Here is a 20,140-nt window from a genome sequence, read left to right on the forward strand (position 1 = left end):
TATGAAAATTACCGTAGTAGGAGCAGGCGGCAACGTGGGATCCACCGTTGCCCTCACCATCGCTCAAAGAGACTTTGCAAAGGAGATTATCGCCGTTGACCTTGAAATCAAGAAGGACGACAAGTCCTTTTTCCCGTCAAAGGGACGGGGACTTGACCAGTGGCAGACCTCTCCCATCCTGAACTTTGACACACGGGTTAAAGGTACGGTGGATTATGAGGATACGGCCGATTCCGATATTTGCGTCATCACCGCCGGCCTTCCGCGCCGTCCGGGCATGAGCCGCGACGACCTGCTCAGCGCCAACATGAACATCGTAAAAGATGTTACCACCAAGCTGGTCAAATACTCACCGAACACCATAATCGTAGTGGTTTCCAACCCGCTCGACCTGATGACCTACGTTGCGTACAAGGCCAGTGGCCTTCCCGCCAACAAGGTGGTGGGTATGGCCGGTATTCTGGATACCGCCCGCTACCGCGCCTTCCTGGCCGAGGAGCTGAATCTCTCGCCGAAGGACATCCAGGCTCTTATCCTCGGTGGCCACGGCGACTCCATGGTTCCGCTGCCCCGATACACTACCGTATCCGGCATTCCGGTAACCCACTTCATCGGCAAGGAAAAGCTGGATGAAATCATTCAGCGCACAAAAGTGGGCGGCGGCGAGCTGGTCGGCCTCATGGGCACCTCCGCCTGGTACGCTCCGGGGGCTGCGGCCGCTCAGATGGTCGAAGCCATTGCCCTGGACCAGAACCGCATCTTCCCGTGTGCCGCATACCTCGAAGGACAGTTCGGTCTGAAAGACCTGTACGTCGGTGTGCCGGTGCGCCTTGGCAAAGATGGTGTTCAGGAGATTCTCGAAATCGATCTGAACGAAGAGGAGCAGGCTATGCTGGATGAGTCTGCCGATCACGTCAGAAAAGGCCTTGAAGACCTCAAGCGACTTGACTGATTTCGCAAGCGGACGTCATGAGCCGTCCTGAAATAAAAAAGCCCTGTCGGCATATCGCCTTCAGGGCTTTTTTTTATCCAGGCGTGCTGAAACGCCAAATTCTTCCGCATGTTTATACAGCGAGCATTCATTCGCTCACAAGTACCGGCATGCCATATAACAGCCGGTTTCGATTACGGAGCCGAGACCAGCACGATATTCTGAGCCACCAGCCCCTTGTCGTTTTCCACCAGATCGAACTCGAAAATCAGTTCCCTGCTGGGCAGGAAGCTGGTATCAAAATCCGCCTCAAACTGCGACACATGCGCAAATACGGTACGATAGGGGGAGTCGGGAGAGCGCGAATCGGTTATCCAAAGCTTGTCGTTGATTTTTGCGAGATAGCGCATAAAGCCATAGCCGTCGCTGTGTGAAAAATCATAGCAAACTCCGCGTACACGAGAGCCGACCGAACCCCATTCATAAGGCGATTTAATCGGAAGCAGGCCGGGGATCACATAACCGGATACATAGAGGTCAGCCTGACGTTTCAGTGTGCTGTCCATGTTGTCGAACCCGATGAGCTCCACACGGCATCCCTTGTCCTGCAGCGCATTGACCAGCCGCATGAACTTCTCGTTATGCGTGAGGATAACAATCCGATCCATGGTTTCGGCCTGCGAAACAATATCCACCGCCATATCGACATCAACGGCACCCTGCGAAACCACCTCGCCGGTATCAGGATCAATCAGTCGATCTACTGGCCGTTCAATCACTTTATACTGAAAATCGCGAAGCACTTCGCAGAACCGGGTCGTCTTGGCCTGGTAATTATCATCTTCCCGCGCGCGGCTGCGGTCATAGGCAAGATAGACATTCAGCCGGGCGGCATGACTCCCATCCCTCCCCGCAAATTTTCTGAGAATATCATAGCGTAATCCGTATCCGCCATTCATTGTGACGCTCACCGCGTCTACATAAATCCCGTATTTACTCATAGTGTAATGTAATTCCTAATGATGTTTTAAAAGTAACGTGAATAATAATTATTGAAATAAGTATTCAGTGGGGCACACACCTTCAATAGATATCTACATCGAAATACTAGAAACGGTTCCGCTGCTCATATATTCCGAAAACAACCAATGAAAGTAAACTTAATACGAACAACACCATTTTTGCAAGAAAAGGTTCAAAGATTTCGCTGCCAAAGCCGTGACCAAGAGCAACCACAAGTCCCGAAATAATAACTATTAAGCCATTCCTATACAGCTTGTACGGTGCATGGTAGACCTGCCGGGACAGGAGATACATCATCATGGCCATGGAGAAGAAGCAGGCCAGCGTAACCCACACCGCACCCAGCATTCCAAACTGAGGTACCAGCAGTATGTTCCCGAAAAGGGTGATGAGTGCCCCCAACATTGTGATTCCGGAGAGATACCACATTTTCTCCTTAATAAACACACCGGCCATAAAGTTCAGAAACCAGCCCTGGAACCAGTAGGCCATGAGCAGCCAGGGGACAATGTGAAGACCCATCCAGTAGCGGGAGTCGATCAGGGTGCCTTCAAGCAACGGTACCTGTAACCGGACAATGTGCTCCACAAACAAACCGACTCCGATAAACACAACCGCAGCGGCAATATTGAACCAGGTAAACACCTCGGCAAAGATCCGGCGGGCGTCATCACTGCCCGACTGCCGCATGAAAAACGGCAGCCATGCCATCCGGAACATCTGCACGGCCAGGAGCATGAACACCGACAACTTAATGCACGCATTGAAGATACCCGTTATATCATCGGCGGTATAGGAGCTTCCGTAAAGCCGGTCGACAGTCTCCTGGGGCATGTTGTTGACGGCAAACCGGCTGAGTACTTCGTTGATGGCGTGACTGAGTCCGGCCGGAATGTATGGCAGCCCGAACCATAGCGCTCGTTTCAGGATGGCGCCATCCCACCGACCCTGGTACATGTGTGATGTGAACCAGGCCAGGGCCAGCACGGTGCACAAGGAAGCGGCAACATTGCTGATCAGCACCGCCTCGATTCCCCATCCGGCAATGATCACCAGATAGAGGTTCAGTGAGACATTGATGATGACGTTCCCCAGGCGGATAAAGGCATAGGTGAATGATTTCCGCACCAATCGCAGCTCGGCAAATGGTACCATGCAAAGCGCGTCCAGCCAAAGAATGGCAAGCATCAGGTAGAACAGGTGCTCCCCGGAGAGGTGATGGAGGCCCTGAATGGCCTGGGCGGAGGCTGCGGAACCACCGGTGGATGCCTCGAGTCCGACCAGCGGAGCCAGCAGCGGCATGAACAGCCAGGATGCCAGGGCCAGGGCGGAAGCTCCTGCCAGCAGGCTCAGCTGAACCGTCTTGAAAACATTTCGTGCCTTTTCGCGGTCGGCTCCGTAGCGCAGGTAGGATGACTCCATCCCGAATGTGAACAGCACATTCAGGAATACAACGGCACCATAAATCAGACCGATGATACCGTAGGCTGCGGGATCAAAAAACTTGGTGTAGAATGGAACCAGCAGATAATTAATGAAACGGGCGGCTACACTGCTGATGCCGTAGACAAGAGTGTCGGAAAAAAGCTCGCGTAATTTGCCCACAAATTGCCTGCTATCCGTTTAGAGAGGTTTATAGTGGATTGATTTGGCGCACCGAAACAACCATGATAATATGTCCATTTACGGCAATGTGGTTTTCAGTCCGTTTCGTGAAGAGCTTCGACCGCCATCACATAACCGAAAAAACCGAATCCGCTGATCATTCCCCGGCAGGCGCCACCGGTCAGTGACGTATGCCGGAAGGCCTCACGCGCATGTATATTGGACAAATGGACCTCCACCGGTTGCACCGGAAGGAGTGTCAGGGCATCCCGCAGTGAGACGGACGTGTGGGTGAGGCCTCCAAAATTGACAATCATCCCATCATACGCCTCTTCAACCGCCTTGTGAACCCGATCCACCAGCTCGCCCTCATGATTGCTTTGAAAGAGCTCGAACCGGTCGCCGGGAAATCTTTGCTTGAGCATGGACATCAGCTGGTGCTGATCACCGGTGCCGTAGTGCTCCTTCTCGCGCCTGCCCAGCATATTCAGGTTGGGGCCATGCAGAATCAGGATGTTCATGCACCGGCCTCCCACTCTTTGCGCACCTTGTCGGAGAGCGCCTTCATCTCCGCCTCCGGCACATCAATGCTTTCACCCAGCGCCACTTTTTGCTTCTCATCATATATGGGAACCAGGTGGATATGGGCATGCGGCACTTCCAGTCCCTCCACAATCACACCCGTTCGAATGGGTTTCAGGGAGCGGTCCATGGCAAGCGCCACCGATTTCGCGAAAATCATCATACCGGCTAACAGATCATCGGGCAGATCAAACAGGTAATCGGTTTCCACTTTGGGAACCACCAGGGTGTGCCCCTTGCTGATGGGACTGATATCCAGAAACGCATAGAACCGGTCATCCTCGGCAATTTTGTAGCCAGGGATTTCTCCTTTGATTATTTTGGTAAAAATTGTAGCCATCGATTTCGGGTTTTGGGAACATTATCGGGCAGCCATCCGAACTGGAATCGAACCGCTGCCGGTACAATATCTCTCATTATGGCATGAAACCAAAAAAGAGAAGGTAATCACTGACAAGGATACTTGCAGACCAACTTGCAGGAGCCGATTTTTTTTCTTGAAACCGACTCCCATCGTCCTTATATTTAAAATCTTTGAAAAAAGGGACTGAATCGGTAGCTCAGTCGGTAGAGCAACGGCCTTTTAAGCCGTGGGTCGTGGGTTCGAGCCCCACCCGATTCACATCCACACAAGCCCTTGCAGGTCAATACAGTACAGACTTGCGGGGCTTTTTTTTATCCTCAGCCTGCGATAATCAGTGTCAAAGCGGCAAGAACAATAATGCCGAACGCCCATCGCACATTGGTCGCAATCACTTTTCCACCAATAAAGCGGACGATCGCATACTTGAACAGCGTGTTGGCGATCAGCGCAGTCAGTATCAGTTTCCATCCCAGAGTCGCATCAACCGTACCTCTCTGCACTTTTTGTGACACCGACAGAGTGATCGCATCCATATCGGCCAGGCCCGAGATAGCGGCAACCACATAGAGCACTTCCGACCCAAGATATTCGGTGGTAGCGGATATCACAAACAGTATGGTAACATACACGGCCCCAAAGGTAAGCGCGGTGCTCAGCTCACTTGGGTTGCGCTGTTCGGGCATGGAGTGCGGATGCTTTTTGACCTGCCGGTAGGCGTATAGTGAAACCGCGACGGTCACGACAAACATGATCGCAATGGGCCAGATAAGGTGGAAGAAGTAGTCGGGGGCCATCACCATAATCTCGATGGCGATACGAAAGTAGGTCATCACCGACGCGATGATAACCACTACGGCGGCGTGAAAAGCGGCGGTCGGCGTTCCTGCCGCAATGCGGGAGTAGCTGACGGTGGTCGCCGTGCTGGAGATGATTCCCCCAAGCATCCCACCCAGCGCGGTACCCGCGCGGTCGCCCATAAATTTGTAGATGAGGTAGCCGCCTAAACTAATGCCGGTGATCAGCACCACCAGAAGCCAGGTTCGTTGCGGATTGAATACATCAAAGGGTCCGAATGTCTGGTTCGGCAGTATCGGAAGGATAATGAAGGTGATCAGCACGAACTGCATGATTGCCTTGATGTCCTTTTCGTTCATCTTGGCCAGGGCTCCTTTGAGCTGCGGCTTGATCTGCAGCAATATGGCGATGCTTCCCGCAATTGCCGCGCCGATAATCCACGGTCCCATGGTCAGATAGGCCCCTACGCCGTACATAAGCAACAGGGAGATTTCGGTTGTCATCCCGAACTCGGTAGCCCCGCTCCTCATCTTCATCATATTGCCGACCACGATGATTGAGATCACCCCCAGGAAGCCAAAGCCAAGCAGCAGTGGCGTGTAAAACTCCGCCAGATAGGCACAGATGGTACCGAACAAGGTGACAATCGCGAAGGTCCGGAATCCGGCGATCCGGGTATCGTGAAGCTCCCGCTGCATACCCACAAGAAGTCCCAGCAGCAGGGAGATTCCCAGTGTTTGAAAGATGGTATAGAGTTCCGTATCCGGCATATCTTCTCAGAATGTCAGCAAAAGCACATCACACACAAGCGAAAAAAACAATCCACAGCCCGGCCAACACAGCAATCCCCGGTACTTCGCTATCCGGCAATATAACAAACTTGTAGCTGGATTTCAGGATCCTGAGCGGCACATCACACAACAAAAAAGGCCGCCACCTTTAAGGTGACGGCCTTCTGTTCTGCGACGGAAACGTTCCGCCTTCAATCCGGTCCGGACACATGTCTGCAGCGTGCAGCGGCATCCGTCGTCCCGTCTCGCGGGAAATCAGAATGCAACGGTGATTCCGCCCATCACATGGCGCCCCGCCTGGGGGAAATAGTAGGTTTCGCGGATCTCTTGATCTCCGGCAAAATAGCCGAAAGTATAGCCGTTGGATTCGTATTTATGGTCAAGGATGTTGTTGAACATCACCTGGAGCCGCACATTGCGAACAAACTGGAGTCCTCCGATGGCCCATTCAAAACGCAGGTCGTTGATCCACCAGGGATCCAGCGCCCGGTCGCGATTGGATGTATTATCCAGGTACTGACGGCCGACATAGCGGGCGTACCAGTCAACGCGGGCATTGCCGTACCGCCAGGAAAGCTGCGACGCGGAGACCACGGCCGGAGAGAAGGCGATATCGGTATCGGTATGGATACGTTCCTGCTGCCCGTCGAAGGCCCAGTTCTCATCATACCGGTCGATGAGCTCGACAAATTCAGGGATTCGGTTCCGGCTCAGGGTTACATTCCCGTTCCACCGCAGCCCCGGCATCAGCTGCGCTGCCGCCTCCAGTTCGAGACCCATGCGATAGCTCTCCGGTACATTGGTTCGAACCGGGTCGCCCACGTCGTTGATTTCGCCGGTGTTGATCAGCTGGTTGTCGTACCACATGTAGAAGGCATTCACCCCGAACTGAAACACGCCTGTGCCGCCCCGGTAACCGGCCTCCACATTATAGAGTGTTTCATGCTTTGGCTGATAGTTTTCGGTGGCGTCGGTGAAGTCACGGCGAACCGGTTCCTTGCTCGAAATTCCGAAATAGCCGTAAAGCCGGCCGATTTCACCCAGATCGTAGCTAAGCCCCGTTTTGGGATTGAAAAACGTATAGGAGTGGGAGTCGTCCAGTACCCGCTGGTCGTTGTTGATGCCGTCCAGGGTGTAGTAGATATTGCGCAGCTGCAGATCGCCAAGAATGCTCAGTCGATCCGAGACATCGTAAAACACCTTCACGTAGGCGTTACGGTCGGTTTTTACGCCGGTGTTGTCGTAGTAGCGCTCTCCGAGCTCTGACGGCGTTGCCACCCGTGCCCAGATAATCTCTCCGAAATGATCGCCGTCGTAGTGGTTGATTCCGCCACCCATAATCACGCTGAGGCGATCGCTGGCATCATAATCAAAAGAGAATGTGAGTCCGCCGAAGTGGTTGTCCAGCCACCGCTGCCGCACCAGGTCGGTATGGGTGACGGTCTCCGATCCCACCATCACCGGTGAAAACCCGTATGCCGACAGCGCGTTGTTCGACCGGAATTCTTCATAATAACCCGCCCCGCGAGTATAGTGCAGCGAGATATTCCCGTTCAACTGTTCGGAGAGCCGGCGCGAGTAGTGCAGCTGGTAGTGGGTCTGCGTGTAATTATCGGTTTGATTGTCGTAGAAACGTGTTTCCCCGTCGGGACCCGTGTACATACCTGCGGGATTGAACCGGCGGTTTTCTTCCAGTTGCGCGCGGTCAACGCCATACCAGGCCTGGTAGGTCTCCTCCTGGCCTGAAAACACATTCAGTTTCAATACTCCGCTTTCGGAATGCCGGGTTCCCGATACGAAAAACGAGCGCAGGTCGGACGATGCCCGGTCGATGTATCCATCGGAGGTGATGCGCGAGAGCCTTCCGTCAAATGCCCAGCCGTTGCTCATGAGCCCGGTCCCGACCCGGATGTTGTTCTTGAACGTATTGAACGCCCCCGCGCTGCTGTTGATCTCGCCGTATGCGTCGGGCCGGAGGGTGGTGGTTTGCAGGTTGACGGTAGCGCCGAACGCCGCGGGCCCGTGCGACGAGGTACCCACCCCCCGTTGAATCTGGATATTTTCCACGGATGAGGCGAAGTCCGGCATATTCACCCAAAACACGCCGTGCGATTCAGAGTCGTTAAGCGGTATGCCATTGACGGTGACATTGATCCGCTGCGGGTCCACGCCCCGAATCCGGAGTCCGGTGTACCCGATTCCGGCTCCGGCATCCGAAGTACTGATCACCGACGGACTCATTTCCAGAAGTACCGGAATATCCTTGCCCAGATTCCGCTCCTCGATCTCTTCCCGATTGACATTGGTGTATGTGACCGGGCTCCGCTCGTCCACACGGAAAGCCTCCACCAGCAGTTCTTCCCTCATGATGGCTTCCGGGATGAGCGAGATCACCTCATTACGCTCACCGGACCAATCCACGGTGATTCGCCGGGTTTCATAACCCAAAAAGCGGACTTCCACGATATTTCGGCCCCCTTCCAGCAGTGTCAGCGCAAAGTTCCCCTGTGCGTCGGTTGTGGTTCCCTGCCCGGTTTCCAGTTGATAGATGGTCGCGCCCTGCAGCGGTTCGCGGGTCTGGGCGTCTCTGACCGTGCCGCTGATGGTCTGTGCCGCCAGATTGGAAACACCGGCAGTCAGCAGCAGTAACATTATTGATATGATTCGATTCATGGCTCCTCCAAATCAGGTGAGATTCATTAATTTGAAGGCGCAATGTACAAGAAGAGCTGTTTTCCCGGACTCGCTCAAAGCCGTACGGCTTTCGACTGCGAAGTCGGTAAGGTTTCCCTACGCCGGCATTAACCGGTTCAGGTGATCGGGGTATGATCTCAGCCCGTGCGTACAAGCACCCCCAACCTTTCTGGTTGTGTCACTGTGGAAGATAAGGAAGGCTGCCCTGACTTGCCAATGCCTCTGTAAACCTTCTCTCTTCTGGCAGGGCACAGGCCATAAACGGAGAGCCATCCACTAAAACCGTTTTCTGAAATAGAGGGAAAGCAGCATCAGAAGGGTTGTTGTTCCGGACGAAACCAGGCAGTAGATGCAGATGGCATCTATCACAAAAAACATCAGGTATACCAGCCACATGGAAAACAGAAATGCCGGGACGGTCACCAGCGGCATCAGTCGAAACAGGCCCTTTCTTCGAAGATCCAGCCAAACAACACTCCAGACAAGCATCAGCGCGTAAAAAAGAACGCCCAGCAGTGATACCGGAACCGGTCCGATTGTGGAGTACTCACTCAGTGCCACTTCATCACATCCTTCAATGATGGTGCACGTTGGCAGCTCTCCAATATAATGTGAGGCGGTGAGGTAGACGGAGTCGGCGAAGCCGATAAAGGCGATAATCAGGAAAGCGACAACCCAAACCGTTTTGGAAGTTGCAGTTCGGCGCATAATGGTTCAATAACTGTAGAAGGTAAAGGACGTCCTGTGAATTCAGGGATCTACAGGTATGATTCAATCAGACTGCGGTAATCTTCCATGGATCTGGGATTTTCGATGGGTTCTCCGTTGATGAAGAGCGACGGCACGGAACGGACCCCCAGGCGCTGTCCGCTTTCATATTGCGCCTCAATCCGTTCTCTGATTTCGGGATCGTCCAGGTCATCGCGAAACTGATCCATATCCAGTTCGAGGGACTCTGCAAACTGCATGAACATATCCGCGCCATCATCGCTTCTCGCCCAGCGCTGCTGGTTGATGTAGATCAGGTCATGCATCCTCCAGAATTCGCCCTGTTTTCCGGCTGCTTCGGCAAACCGGGAGGCAAGCATGGAGTAACGGAAATTCTGCAGAGGGAAATGGCGATACACAAAAAGGACATCTTCTTCGAGATCCCGGCTCAGGCGGTCATCCATCGAAGCGTAAAATCGGCAGGCCGGACACTGGAAGTCACTGTACTTGACAACCACCACATCGGCATCGGGGTTACCTTTAATCCAGTCATCCTCCCTGGGTTCCAGAAGATCCGCATGCTCGCTTGTTGCGTTGCCGGCAGTTACGGCATTTTCGGTTTCCTGATCTGCCAGGCGAACCATCACCAGAGCGACCACCAGCATGACGCCGACCAGTCCGCCCCAAAGTACATATCGCTTATTCATAATTATTCTTGTATGGTATGATGGGTATGGATATCAAACTACAAAATCCGGTAATAGATTCCACTTCGCCTCGTACTTTTTCAGGCGCGGCATCTTTTTGTAACAGGTTCGGGCTTTCGCCCAACCGTATTTCTTTCGCAACTCCTCGTACTTTTTGAGGTGCCGCATATTTTTAGACCGGCACCCTGCTATCGGACTTCCGGCCCGTTTTTCCGGAAGCGGCAAGGTGCACAACACCGGTAGGGTACTCCGCCGGTTACGGCATGCGCGGATCCTCTTCCGGTTCGGCCAGGTAACGCTGCCGGTCATCGCTACTCTGAGGGTACACAAGAGCGTTGCCATCGGGACACTGTCCGGCGGCGACATCTGTTACAGTACCATTAATCACCGAATAGACGACATCATCCCCCCGGTAGAAGAGGAGGTTGGCGTCGGTACCGGGCATGGTTCCCGTCGGTTGCACACTACCGGTTTTAACGATATTCAGAGGATAATCCGTATGGAGTTTATCGGGAATCCGGTCCAGCGACACCGCCGTATATCCCCGCCGGATGAGCGCAAGCGGGTCTGTATTCCCGAGATCACTCAGGTCGGAAAAACTATCCGGACAAATTTTTCCGGGCACGACGGTCAGTTCGGAGGCATCCAGCTCCTGATAACCGCAGAATGTGGAGAGATCGCCGGTATCGGCCACTGTGCCGTGGAGATAAAACCCTTTACCGCCTGCCCCGCCGGTTTCGATTTCATCACGGTTGATTGCAATATCAAGCTCAAAACGCTGCTCCCGGTAGTGGTATCCGGCGCCGCGAAAAATCGTGTCGTACATCCGGAAGAGGTTCGGGGGGATGTCATAGTAACCGGCAATGTCGACGGTCTCGTACGCCTTTGTGGCAATCTGTCGCAGGGATTCCAGCAGTATCAGAAAGTTGATCTTGCGAATATGCTGTTTTTCGGGGTCGCCCGCCAGTCCACCGCTTTCCACCAGAATGGTACTGGTACCCCATTTCTGGATATTGTCGCCGAAGGCGCGGGGCTCAAACTCGTCTGAATAGGCGGCAACGCGGTCCGGAATCATGGTTTGCAGCACCTGGTTCAGCGCGGCGATGAGCTGCATGCTGCGACGGCGAACGGCAGTGACGGAGCTCTCCGCATCCACGGGCGGGGCCAGAAAGGCGATTATGGTGCTTTCCGGGGAAGTACCTGCGGAATAACGCGTGCTTTGGTCATGCAGATTGAATCCGAATTCGGCTCCCAGCTCGTCACGGACCCGTTTCAGCAGCCGCGACTCCGGCGCCTGCAGGCGCAGTGCATCGCGGTTTAGGTCCACGCCCCAGGGAGTATGGCGCTGAAAACGCTCGGCCGCATCCGGGTTCAGCATCGGAATAACATGCAGAGTGACGGCATCCAGAATCAACATCCGAAGGCCATTCCACTCATCATCGGCCGTCAGGAAGTTCAGCAGATCGAACAGGGCCATGGTGGCGGTGGGCTCATCGCCGTGCATTTGCGACCACATCAGAACGGGGGTCGCGCCGTGACCGGCCTCAATACGGAAGATGTCGCGCCCTTCGGTGGACCGCCCCTCGCCATGAACGGCAACTCCCGGCAGTGCGCGCAGTTTTTCCAGCAGGGGCAGAATATCGCGGTGCCTGAAGCGGCGGTGCACCAGAGCCGGCTCACGATAATGTTCATACCGGTTCAACAGGCGGACGACAAACGCGTTATGGGTACTTTCCGGCATGGGCGCAGAGAGGATTACGTGCAAATTGAACGGAATATTGGCAGATTTACCGCCTTTCTCAACATTTTCGGGAGAAATGCATTATTTTATTATGATGATGCCGGTTCTGGCCCGGATGAAAACTGATTCACACGGAGGAAACCGAATCCCCCTTTAGCTGCCGATCGCGTATCCGCCACATGCCCCGACAAGCTGTTTAACAAGAAACCGACTGGATATTATGAAACCCCGTTTACTGCTGATTGCTTCTTTCACTGTTCTGATCACTCTCGGCGGTTTCCTTGATGAGTCCGTCGCCGGTGCATCCAAGGGCGAATACTTCCCTGGGCGCATTATCGTCAAGCTGGAGGACGCCCGCTCCTTTCAGAAACATTTTTTGGAATCCGAATCAGCGAAAAAAACCGGGAAGAGCACCGGTGCCGCTACATGGGATCTTCGTCCGGGGGACGATCCCGCCTCCATCCTTGACCGGTACATGCGCGAGCAGGGCGTCGTTCGGATGAACCCGGTCTTCCGGGATGGCGCTTCGGCCCGCGCCAAGAGCGTATCGAACTCCGTTACCGACGCCGCAAGGCTGGCGGAGCTTGCCGAGGGTTTTGAACGTACTTTCACCATCACATACGCTTCCGGAAAAGACCCCCTGGAACTGTCGCAAGAGCTGAGCCGACTGCCGGGCGTGGAGTACGCCGAACCGCATTTTGTCTACACCGTGCAGCAGCAGGGCTATGTGCCCAACGATACCTTCATCGGCACACAAGGACATGACTACTTCGCCTATCTGAACTTTTTCCGTGCCTGGGAAGTCACACAAGGCTCACCGGATGTTGTCATCGCCATCATCGACAGCGGGGTATACTATGAACACCCCGACCTGATCGGCAAACTCTGGCGAAACCCCGAACCCGGCCGGGCCGCCGAATTCTTCTCGCAGCTTGACTGGGAAATCGAAAACGACACCATCGGCTGGAATTTCTGGGAGGCCGGCGACGTGTTTGAAGGCGAGGACCCCGTGCAGAACGCGAACCCAATCGGCAACTACTCCACCCACGGCACACACGTTGCCGGAATTGCAGCCGCCGACACCGATAACGGCAGAGGTATTGCCGGAACCGGATTCCATACGCAGTTCATGCCGATCAAGGCAGGCGGCACCCGCCTGTATCCCAACAGCATCGGATACGGCTTGCACGGTATTATCTATGCCGCTCTGAACGATGCCGATATTATCAACTGCAGTTTCGGCGGCACGCAGTTTTCCCAGTTCGGCAGAGATGCCGTTGATTTCGCCACGGCAAGCGGCTCGCTGGTGGTGGCCGCATCCGGCAACAACGGCAGTGACCTTCCCTTCTATCCCGCAGCCTACGAAAACGCCCTGTCCGTAGGGTCGGTCACCAACAGTTACAATGACGACATCTCCAACTTTTCCAACTACGGGTTGTATGTGGATGTCTTTGCACCGGGTCAGCAGATGCTCAGCACCTATTTTGAGTACAACGAAAACACGGTGGAATGGGATCCCGCGTATGTGCGCAGCACCGGCACCTCCATGGCCGCACCGGTTGTCAGCGGTCTGGCCGCCTTGATCAAGGCGGAATACCCGGACTGGTCGCCCCAGCGAATCGCCCGGCAAATCCGCAGCAACGCTCGCTCTATTGCCGGCGCCAATACCGAACCACGTTTCGAGCACCGCCTTGGGAAGGGGCTCATCGACGCCTATGCCGCCCTCACCAACATCAACCCGGGAATCCAAATCCTGGACCTGGTCTTCGAGAATGAAGAGGGCGAGAAGATCAACATCGGCGAAAGCGGGGTTGTGCGGCTGAGCGCCATTAACCATGGAGCCCCCACTTCCGGCATCGACCTGAGGCTCGAGGCGCTTGAACAGGGAATCACGGTGGAACAGTCTTCCCTCGGCGGCGATCCGGCCGGTACCGGAGAAACGTTCGAAATACGGTTCGATATCGAAATCGAGACCGGCTTTCAACTTCGAACCCCCGATGAGTTGCCCCTTTTTCGCCTCGACATGCAGGATGCGTCTTTTGGTTACAGCGACTTTTTCATGTTCGAGTACGAGCGGCTGTTTTTCGATGTTTTCGATGTCAATACCATTCGGGCTTCCCTCTCATCCGACGGCACCATCGGCTTCATTGATGCGTTGACCTCCAGCGGTGGCATCGGCTTTATCCCCGGCGGCTATGATAATGTGCTATATGAGGGCGGCCTGATGATTTCGGGCGAGCTGTTGCTGTCGGATTCCACAGAGCCGATCATCATCAACCAGGTGCGCAGTACAACGGAAATCACCCGGCATTTTCGTCCGGTCGACAATTTCCGCTACACCCGACAGGAAATCGGTGTAAACGAGACCCGGCTGGAAGGCCGCGCCTCTTTCATCTCCAGCGACCATCCGCTGGCCGATGCCGTATCGGTTGAAAAACGCGCATACGCTTTAGATGGAGCCGGCTTGGATCGCTCCATGTTTGTGATTTACGAAATCACCAACTCCGGAAACGCTACCATCGAAAATGTGTATGCCGGCCTGTTCAACGATTGGGACATCCGGACATTTGACAACGACAATACCGCATATATCGCGGAAGACAGTCTGATCTACGCGTACGATTCTTCGGGGCCGCCTTATGTCACCGCCGCCAACCTCGGACCGGTCTCCAGCGCGTTTGCCATCGACAACAACTCCACCATGACGTTGCGGGAAGCCAGAACACGGCAGGACAGCCTTCGATTCGGCATCAATTACAACGAAAGACAGCAGGCTTTTGACGGGTTTACCGATGCGGAGAAACGACTGGCGCTGGCCGCAGGAGCCGAACGTACCAACATACAAAACGCCGATATTTCGGTGGTGAATGCCAGCGGACCCTATTACCTTCCTCCGTTCGGAACCATAGAAGTGGGCTTTGTCTACGCCTGGGGAGAAAGTGTAGACGAGTTGCGCCAGGAGGTCGGTCGTGCGCGCACCTACTACATGGAGGAGCTGTTCCAGGAACCGGAACGGCCGGAACAGCTTGCGCTCTCCCAGAACTACCCCAATCCGTTCAACCATACAACGTTAATCCGGTACGAACTGCCGGAACCGGCTCATGTGGAACTGGCTGTGTACAATCTTATGGGGCAACGGGTAAGGACTCTCGTAGACAGGCGCGTGGAGCAGCCAACCAATCTGGTGCCTTTCAGCGGAGATCGACTGGCAAGCGGCATCTACATCGCGGCATTGCGCGTAAACGGACAGACCCGGACCATCAAAATGACCCTTATCAAATAGGAGGGTCACCCCAGGTCCTGGTCAATCTGGAAAATCCGTGCCATTTCCCGGACTTCGCGGGAATGCTCCAGACGCAAGTTTCGGCGCTCTTCGGCTTTCTGATAGCGTTTTTTCTCAAATGCGCTCTCCGGAACAATTTCGGGTACCAGAACGGTCTTCCCGTCGGCGTCCACTGCCACAAACGAATAAAACGAGGTGGTGCAAAGACGCTTGCTGCCGGTTCTCAGATTCTCCGCCCAAACGCGCATGGCCAGCTCCATGGACGTTCGGAACGCCCTGGTAACCTCCCCTTCAATAACCACAACTTCTCCCAGCTCCACCGCGCTCACAAACTCGACACTGTCAACCGCCACCGTCACCACGTTCCGGTTGCAATGCCTCTGGGCGGATATGGCCGCGCAGATATCCATCCACTGCATAAGCTTGCCGCCCATCAGCTTGCCAAGCGGATTCGTGTCGTTTGGCATCACCAGCTCGTTCATCCTCACACGGGAGCCGGCCACTGTTTTCCTTTTTGAATTACTCATGTTTCCGTTTCACTTTCCATTGACAATAAATTCCATTCGAATCGGTTTTTCAGCAGGTACTCAGTGCCGGGCCGTCCGAAATCATTTCCGCTCACATAATACCAAAAGCTGAACCCTCGTGCACCGTTTAAGTTACCGAACCGGCGGCATTTTTTTCATCGTAGCGCGTGGTTTCAAGTCCGCTTTGCCTAACGGCAACAGGCACTGCTGATGAACACCAATACGATAACTCAATGCGTTTAAAAGCCCCGGCGCAATATGTCACATAGAGGCTCTCTTTGTATCAAACAGAGCGGTTTCATAACTTTGATGTTTTCAGAAAATCCAAACGCCTTTTTAATTTTTTTTTGCACAATGACCGCAGACCAGAACAATCCCAGCCTGGAAATCAGGCCCCTCAAGATCAGCGACTTCAAGGCCGTGAAAGCCCTGCAGCTCAAATGCTTTCCGGAAATGGAGCCCTATGGCTACAACCATTTCCGTTCCCAGCTCAAACACTTCCAGGAAGGCCAGGTCGGTGTGTTTTTTGAAGGGGAACTGATCGGTTCCAGCAACAGTTTGATTCTTGATCTGGATGAATATTCTGCCGATCACACCTGGGAGGAGATCGCCGACGATGGCTACATCCGCAACCACGATCCCGAAGGGGACACCCTGTACGGCATCGAGGTGATGGTCGATCCCAACTATCGCGATATGAAGATCGGCCGCCGGATTTATGAAGAACGGATGGAATTGTGCCGCAGGTTGAACCTGCGCCGGATTCTGGTCGGCGGACGGCTGCCCAACTATCACAAGCACCAGGAGAAGATGGATATCTACTCGTACGTCCGTTCGGTCATGAGCAAAAAGATCTATGACCCGGTCCTTACCTTCCAGCTTCAAAACGACTTTGTGGTGAAGCGTATCATCAAAGGGTACCTCAAGGAGGATATCGATTCTTCCGGATATGCGGCATTGCTGGAGTGGACCAACTTCGAGTATCAGTCGGAGGTGCCCAAACAGCGCATCACCTCCATGCCGGTGCGTATCTGCTGTGTGCAATATCAGATGCGGAAAATCCAGTCTTTCGAAGATTTTGCCACGCAGGTGGAATACTTTGTGGATGTGGCCTCCGACTACAAATCCGATTTTGTGCTGTTTCCGGAGCTGCTCACCACACAGCTGCTCAGCTTCGAAGAAGAGAAACGGCCCGGTCTGGCTTCTCGCAAACTGGCTAACTACACCGACCAGTATGTGGAGTTCTTCCGCGACATGGCACTGAGCTACAACGTCAATATCATTGGCGGGTCACATTTTACGCTGGAACAGGACAACGTGTTCAACGTCTCCTATCTGTTCCGGCGCGACGGCACCTACGAAAAACAGTATAAAATCCACATCACCCCGGATGAAAGCCTCTGGTGGGGAGTGCAGGCCGGTTCCATCCCCAAGGTATTCGACACCGATCGCGGCAAAATCGCCATCAACGTCTGTTATGATGTCGAGTTCCCCGAGATGGCGCGCTACGCGGTGGATAACGGTGCCAACATCCTCTTTGTTCCGTTCTGCACCGATGAGCGCCACGGGTTCACGAGGGTTCGCACTTGCGCCCAGGCCCGTGCCATAGAAAACCAGATCTATGTCGCCATGGCGGGCACAACCGGCAACATCCCCTCGGTGGAAAACATGGCGATCCAGTATGCCCAATCCGCCATCTTCACCCCTTCCGATTTTCCGTTCAGCAGAGACGGTATCGCCGCGCTATCCGACGAAAACACCGAAATGGTGGTGCTGGCCGATGTGGATACCGAAGTGCTGCGCCGATCCCGGCACTCGGGTACCGTTATGCCGTTGAAAGACCGTCGCGGTGACCTTTACAGTGTACAGTTCAGGGACCTTCCCGAGTACAGCCGGCTTTCACCCGACGATCCCGCATTTGAACCCGACGACAACGACATCGATGAGGATTTTGAGTAGATCCCGGGCAGAAGGCAATCTCCAGGAAAAAACGTCCGACGAATTTGTTATCGCAACCCGTTTAACCAAATGTACTTATGGTCAGCATCATAGGCGCCGGCCCCATAGGCCTGGCTTGTGGCATCGCACTTAAAAACCGGGGTATCCCCTTCCGGATTATCGATAAAGGATGTCTGGTCGATTCCATCTTTCACTATCCGACCAACATGACGTTTTTCTCGACTTCCGACCGGCTCGAGATTGGCGGCGTTCCCTTCATATCACACGGGATGAAGCCGACCCGCCGGGAAGCCCTCGAATACTACCGAAGAGTCGCGGAGAGTTACAAGTTACCGCTTCACCTGTACGAAGAGGTAAAAGAGGTACGCGGCAGGGACGGGGATTTTATCGTGTCCACCGACAAGGGGGAGTACACAAGTGATAAAGTCATCGTCGCCAGCGGTTTCTACGGACGACCGCACCGCATGAATGTGCCCGGCGAAGACCTCCCGAAAGTAAAGCATTATTACGATGAGCCCCACCCCTACGCCATGAAGAAGGTTCTTGTTGTTGGTGCCGGGAATTCGGCGGTGGATGTGGCTCTCGAAACCTATCGATGCGGATCGGAGGTGAACATGGTGATTCGCGAACCGCACATAAAGGAAACCGTCAAATACTGGGTGAAACCGGATATTGAGAACCGGATCCGGGAGGGGGCGATCCGGGCATGGTTCAACTCCGAGGTTCTGGAGATCGGGCCGAAGGAGGTGGTTATCCGTACCCCTGAGGGGATCCGCAGCCTTGAAAACGATTTTGTACTGGCCATGACCGGCTACGAGCCCGATTTCGGCCTGCTGAAACGAATCGGAATAACTTTTGACGGTGCCGACCACATTCCCCGATATGACGAAAAAACTCAGGAGAGCAATGTGCCGGGCGTCTACCTGGCAGGGGTGGTTTGCGGCGGACTCAATACCAGCAAATGGTTTATTGAGAACGCCCGGGCGCATGCCGACGCCATCTCTGATGATATCGTGACATCACTGGCTGAAGGCAACTGAAGGCAAAAAAAAAGGGGTAAGCGATCTGCATCGCACCGCTACAACCTCCGGCCGCTGCTACCTTCCGGTCCTGACGGAGTTGAGAGGGAGCTGGTCGTGCAGGACTTACCCCATACTCTGAAAACGAAAAAAGGGTCATAACTTCGTATGAACCCTTCATTTTTTCTGAGTGGAGCTACGGGGATTCGAACCCCGGACCTCTTGCATGCCATGCAAGCGCTCTAGCCAGCTGAGCTATAGCCCCGATACAAAACGGCTTGAATACAGAAGTTTAATATAACAAAACTATCCGGCTCTTTCAATAATCAAAAATAAAGCTGCTGAAGGAAATTATTATTGCCGGACTCTTCGGTCATGTATTAATTCGCCTTGTTTCGTTGTATATTTTACGAACCCCGGCTTGGGGCACATCAACGGATTTATATCAACCTCAGAACGGAGAACTCCTGTGAGACTTTCAATCCATACCACAACTATTTTGCTGCTTTTCTTTGCCCTGGCATTGACACAAACCGGCTGCCGGTCGACCGAGGAGATTACGGATACCGAAGTCGTCGATACCGACGGCGATGGTGTGCCCGATCATGTGGAGCGGGCTATTGGCACGGACCCTCAAAACCCGGACACCGATGGCGACGGCCTGACTGACGGTCAGGAGCTGTACGAATACAACACCGACCCTCTGGTTGCCGATACTGATGGCGACGGTTTGTCCGATGGAGACGAGGTGCTGGTTTACGGAACCGATCCGCTGAACCCGGATACCGACGGCGACGGCCTTTCCGACGGAGATGAAGTGCTGCGCTACCGCACCGATCCCCTGAATCCCGACAGCGATGGTGACGGCCTGAGCGACTACGATGAAATTTATGTCTACGGTACCGATCCCAACAATCCGGACACCGATGGTGACGGCTTTACCGACGGGCAGGAGATTGCCATGGGCACCGATCCGCTCGATCCCACCGATCCGCCCTACATCGAAGAGCTTCATGCCATCCATTTCGCCTTTGATCGTTCGAATATCGACGATCGGGCTGCACGCAGGCTTAGTGAAAATGTCACACTCCTGCAGGATAATCCGAATTACCGGGTCAGAGTGGACGCGTATACCGATCAGGTGGGCGGGGATCAGTACAACCTGCGCCTGAGCCAGAGGAGAGCCAATGCCGTGGTTACGTTCTACACGGAAAACGGCATCTCCGAAGATCGTATCGATTCGCGCGGACTTGGCAAGGTTTCGGTTTCTGCATGTCTGGAACAGGGGCTTGACGGGCCGGGTTGCCGGGAAGACCGTCGCGCCGAGACCATACCGCTGCATCCGTTTCCGCAACGCCCGGAAGCTCGCAGATAAGCCGGAACTTTGTGCTCCGGCTTGAAAGCACAGGCA

At 54.3% G+C, this 20,140-nt stretch carries 15 protein-coding genes, 2 tRNA genes, 1 other RNA gene and 1 riboswitch; of the genes, 6 read left to right on the forward strand and 12 right to left on the reverse strand.

From position 1 onward, the window contains the following. Position 1 precedes the first annotated feature (1 nt). A complete protein-coding gene (gene mdh / locus QA596_08205) occupies positions 2 to 952 on the forward strand; it encodes a malate dehydrogenase (GenBank protein MDG5767444.1) in 951 nt (316 codons plus the stop codon). Positions 953 to 1,125: 173 nt separating this feature from the next. Here mdh and QA596_08210 read toward each other — a convergent pair whose 3' ends face one another. From QA596_08210 to QA596_08225, 4 genes are all read right to left on the reverse strand, one after another. Continuing rightward, positions 1,126 to 1,932: an NYN domain-containing protein gene (locus tag QA596_08210; protein MDG5767445.1), complete on the reverse strand. Its 807-nt coding sequence runs from the start codon at positions 1,930 to 1,932 to the stop codon at positions 1,126 to 1,128. 106 nt (positions 1,933 to 2,038) lie between these two features. Continuing rightward, positions 2,039 to 3,559 carry a polysaccharide biosynthesis C-terminal domain-containing protein gene (locus tag QA596_08215; protein MDG5767446.1) on the reverse strand — a complete coding sequence of 507 codons (1,521 nt, stop codon included), beginning with the start codon at positions 3,557 to 3,559 and terminating at the stop codon, positions 2,039 to 2,041. 95 nt (positions 3,560 to 3,654) lie between these two features. Further along, complete coding sequence (locus QA596_08220) at positions 3,655 to 4,080, reverse strand: 3-dehydroquinate dehydratase (GenBank protein ID MDG5767447.1); 426 nt, start codon at positions 4,078 to 4,080, stop codon at positions 3,655 to 3,657. Next, positions 4,077 to 4,481 (reverse strand): HIT family protein, encoded by a 405-nt coding sequence (locus QA596_08225; GenBank protein MDG5767448.1) that lies wholly within the window; start codon positions 4,479 to 4,481, stop codon positions 4,077 to 4,079. Before QA596_08225 ends, QA596_08220 begins: the two co-directional genes overlap by 4 nt. 209 nt (positions 4,482 to 4,690) lie before the next feature. Here QA596_08225 and QA596_08230 point away from each other — a divergent pair. Then, positions 4,691 to 4,763 (forward strand) — tRNA-Lys (locus QA596_08230). 59 nt (positions 4,764 to 4,822) lie between these two features. On the opposite strand, the gene QA596_08235 is transcribed toward QA596_08230, so the two are convergent. From QA596_08235 to QA596_08255, 5 genes are all read right to left on the reverse strand, one after another. Beyond that, a complete protein-coding gene (locus QA596_08235; GenBank protein MDG5767449.1) occupies positions 4,823 to 6,070 on the reverse strand; it encodes an MgtC/SapB family protein in 1,248 nt (415 codons plus the stop codon). A gap of 276 nt (positions 6,071 to 6,346) precedes the next feature. Continuing rightward, complete coding sequence (locus tag QA596_08240) at positions 6,347 to 8,743, reverse strand: TonB-dependent receptor (GenBank protein MDG5767450.1); 2,397 nt, start codon at positions 8,741 to 8,743, stop codon at positions 6,347 to 6,349. A 118-nt stretch (positions 8,744 to 8,861) separates the two neighbouring features. Then, positions 8,862 to 8,957: riboswitch (TPP riboswitch) on the reverse strand. A 104-nt stretch (positions 8,958 to 9,061) separates the two neighbouring features. Next, positions 9,062 to 9,493, reverse strand: coding sequence for a vitamin K epoxide reductase family protein (locus tag QA596_08245; GenBank protein MDG5767451.1), 432 nt, complete (start codon positions 9,491 to 9,493; stop codon positions 9,062 to 9,064). Between the two features lie 50 nt (positions 9,494 to 9,543). Next, complete coding sequence (locus QA596_08250) at positions 9,544 to 10,200, reverse strand: thioredoxin domain-containing protein (GenBank protein MDG5767452.1); 657 nt, start codon at positions 10,198 to 10,200, stop codon at positions 9,544 to 9,546. A gap of 256 nt (positions 10,201 to 10,456) precedes the next feature. Next, a complete protein-coding gene (locus QA596_08255; GenBank protein ID MDG5767453.1) occupies positions 10,457 to 11,941 on the reverse strand; it encodes a M14 family zinc carboxypeptidase in 1,485 nt (494 codons plus the stop codon). 220 nt (positions 11,942 to 12,161) lie between these two features. Here QA596_08255 and QA596_08260 point away from each other — a divergent pair, with 220 nt between their 5' ends. Next, positions 12,162 to 15,224: a S8 family peptidase gene (locus tag QA596_08260; protein MDG5767454.1), complete on the forward strand. Its 3,063-nt coding sequence runs from the start codon at positions 12,162 to 12,164 to the stop codon at positions 15,222 to 15,224. Between the two features lie 5 nt (positions 15,225 to 15,229). Here the strand turns inward: QA596_08260 and QA596_08265 are convergent, their stop codons facing one another. Beyond that, the gene (locus tag QA596_08265; GenBank protein MDG5767455.1) at positions 15,230 to 15,751 is read right to left on the reverse strand and encodes an acyl-CoA thioesterase; all 522 of its coding nucleotides are present in this window, start codon (positions 15,749 to 15,751) and stop codon (positions 15,230 to 15,232) included. A gap of 354 nt (positions 15,752 to 16,105) precedes the next feature. On the opposite strand from QA596_08265, the gene QA596_08270 reads away from it, so the two are divergent. Next, positions 16,106 to 17,710 carry a GNAT family N-acetyltransferase gene (locus tag QA596_08270; protein MDG5767456.1) on the forward strand — a complete coding sequence of 535 codons (1,605 nt, stop codon included), beginning with the start codon at positions 16,106 to 16,108 and terminating at the stop codon, positions 17,708 to 17,710. A 77-nt stretch (positions 17,711 to 17,787) separates the two neighbouring features. Then, a complete protein-coding gene (locus QA596_08275) occupies positions 17,788 to 18,750 on the forward strand; it encodes a YpdA family putative bacillithiol disulfide reductase (protein MDG5767457.1) in 963 nt (320 codons plus the stop codon). 12 nt (positions 18,751 to 18,762) lie between these two features. On the opposite strand, the gene ffs is transcribed toward QA596_08275, so the two are convergent. Together ffs and QA596_08285 are read right to left on the reverse strand one after the other, a co-directional pair. Further along, positions 18,763 to 18,861: signal recognition particle sRNA small type (ffs, locus tag QA596_08280), an RNA gene on the reverse strand. Positions 18,862 to 18,920: 59 nt separating this feature from the next. Continuing rightward, positions 18,921 to 18,994, reverse strand: a tRNA-Ala gene (locus tag QA596_08285). 204 nt (positions 18,995 to 19,198) lie between these two features. Here QA596_08285 and QA596_08290 point away from each other — a divergent pair. Continuing rightward, entirely contained in the window at positions 19,199 to 20,104 is a 906-nt protein-coding gene (locus QA596_08290; protein MDG5767458.1) for an OmpA family protein, read from the forward strand. Positions 20,105 to 20,140 lie beyond the last annotated feature (36 nt).

This window comes from Balneolales bacterium ANBcel1 (assembly GCA_029688905.1).
Lineage (GTDB): Bacteria > Bacteroidota > Rhodothermia > Balneolales > Natronogracilivirgulaceae > SLLW01.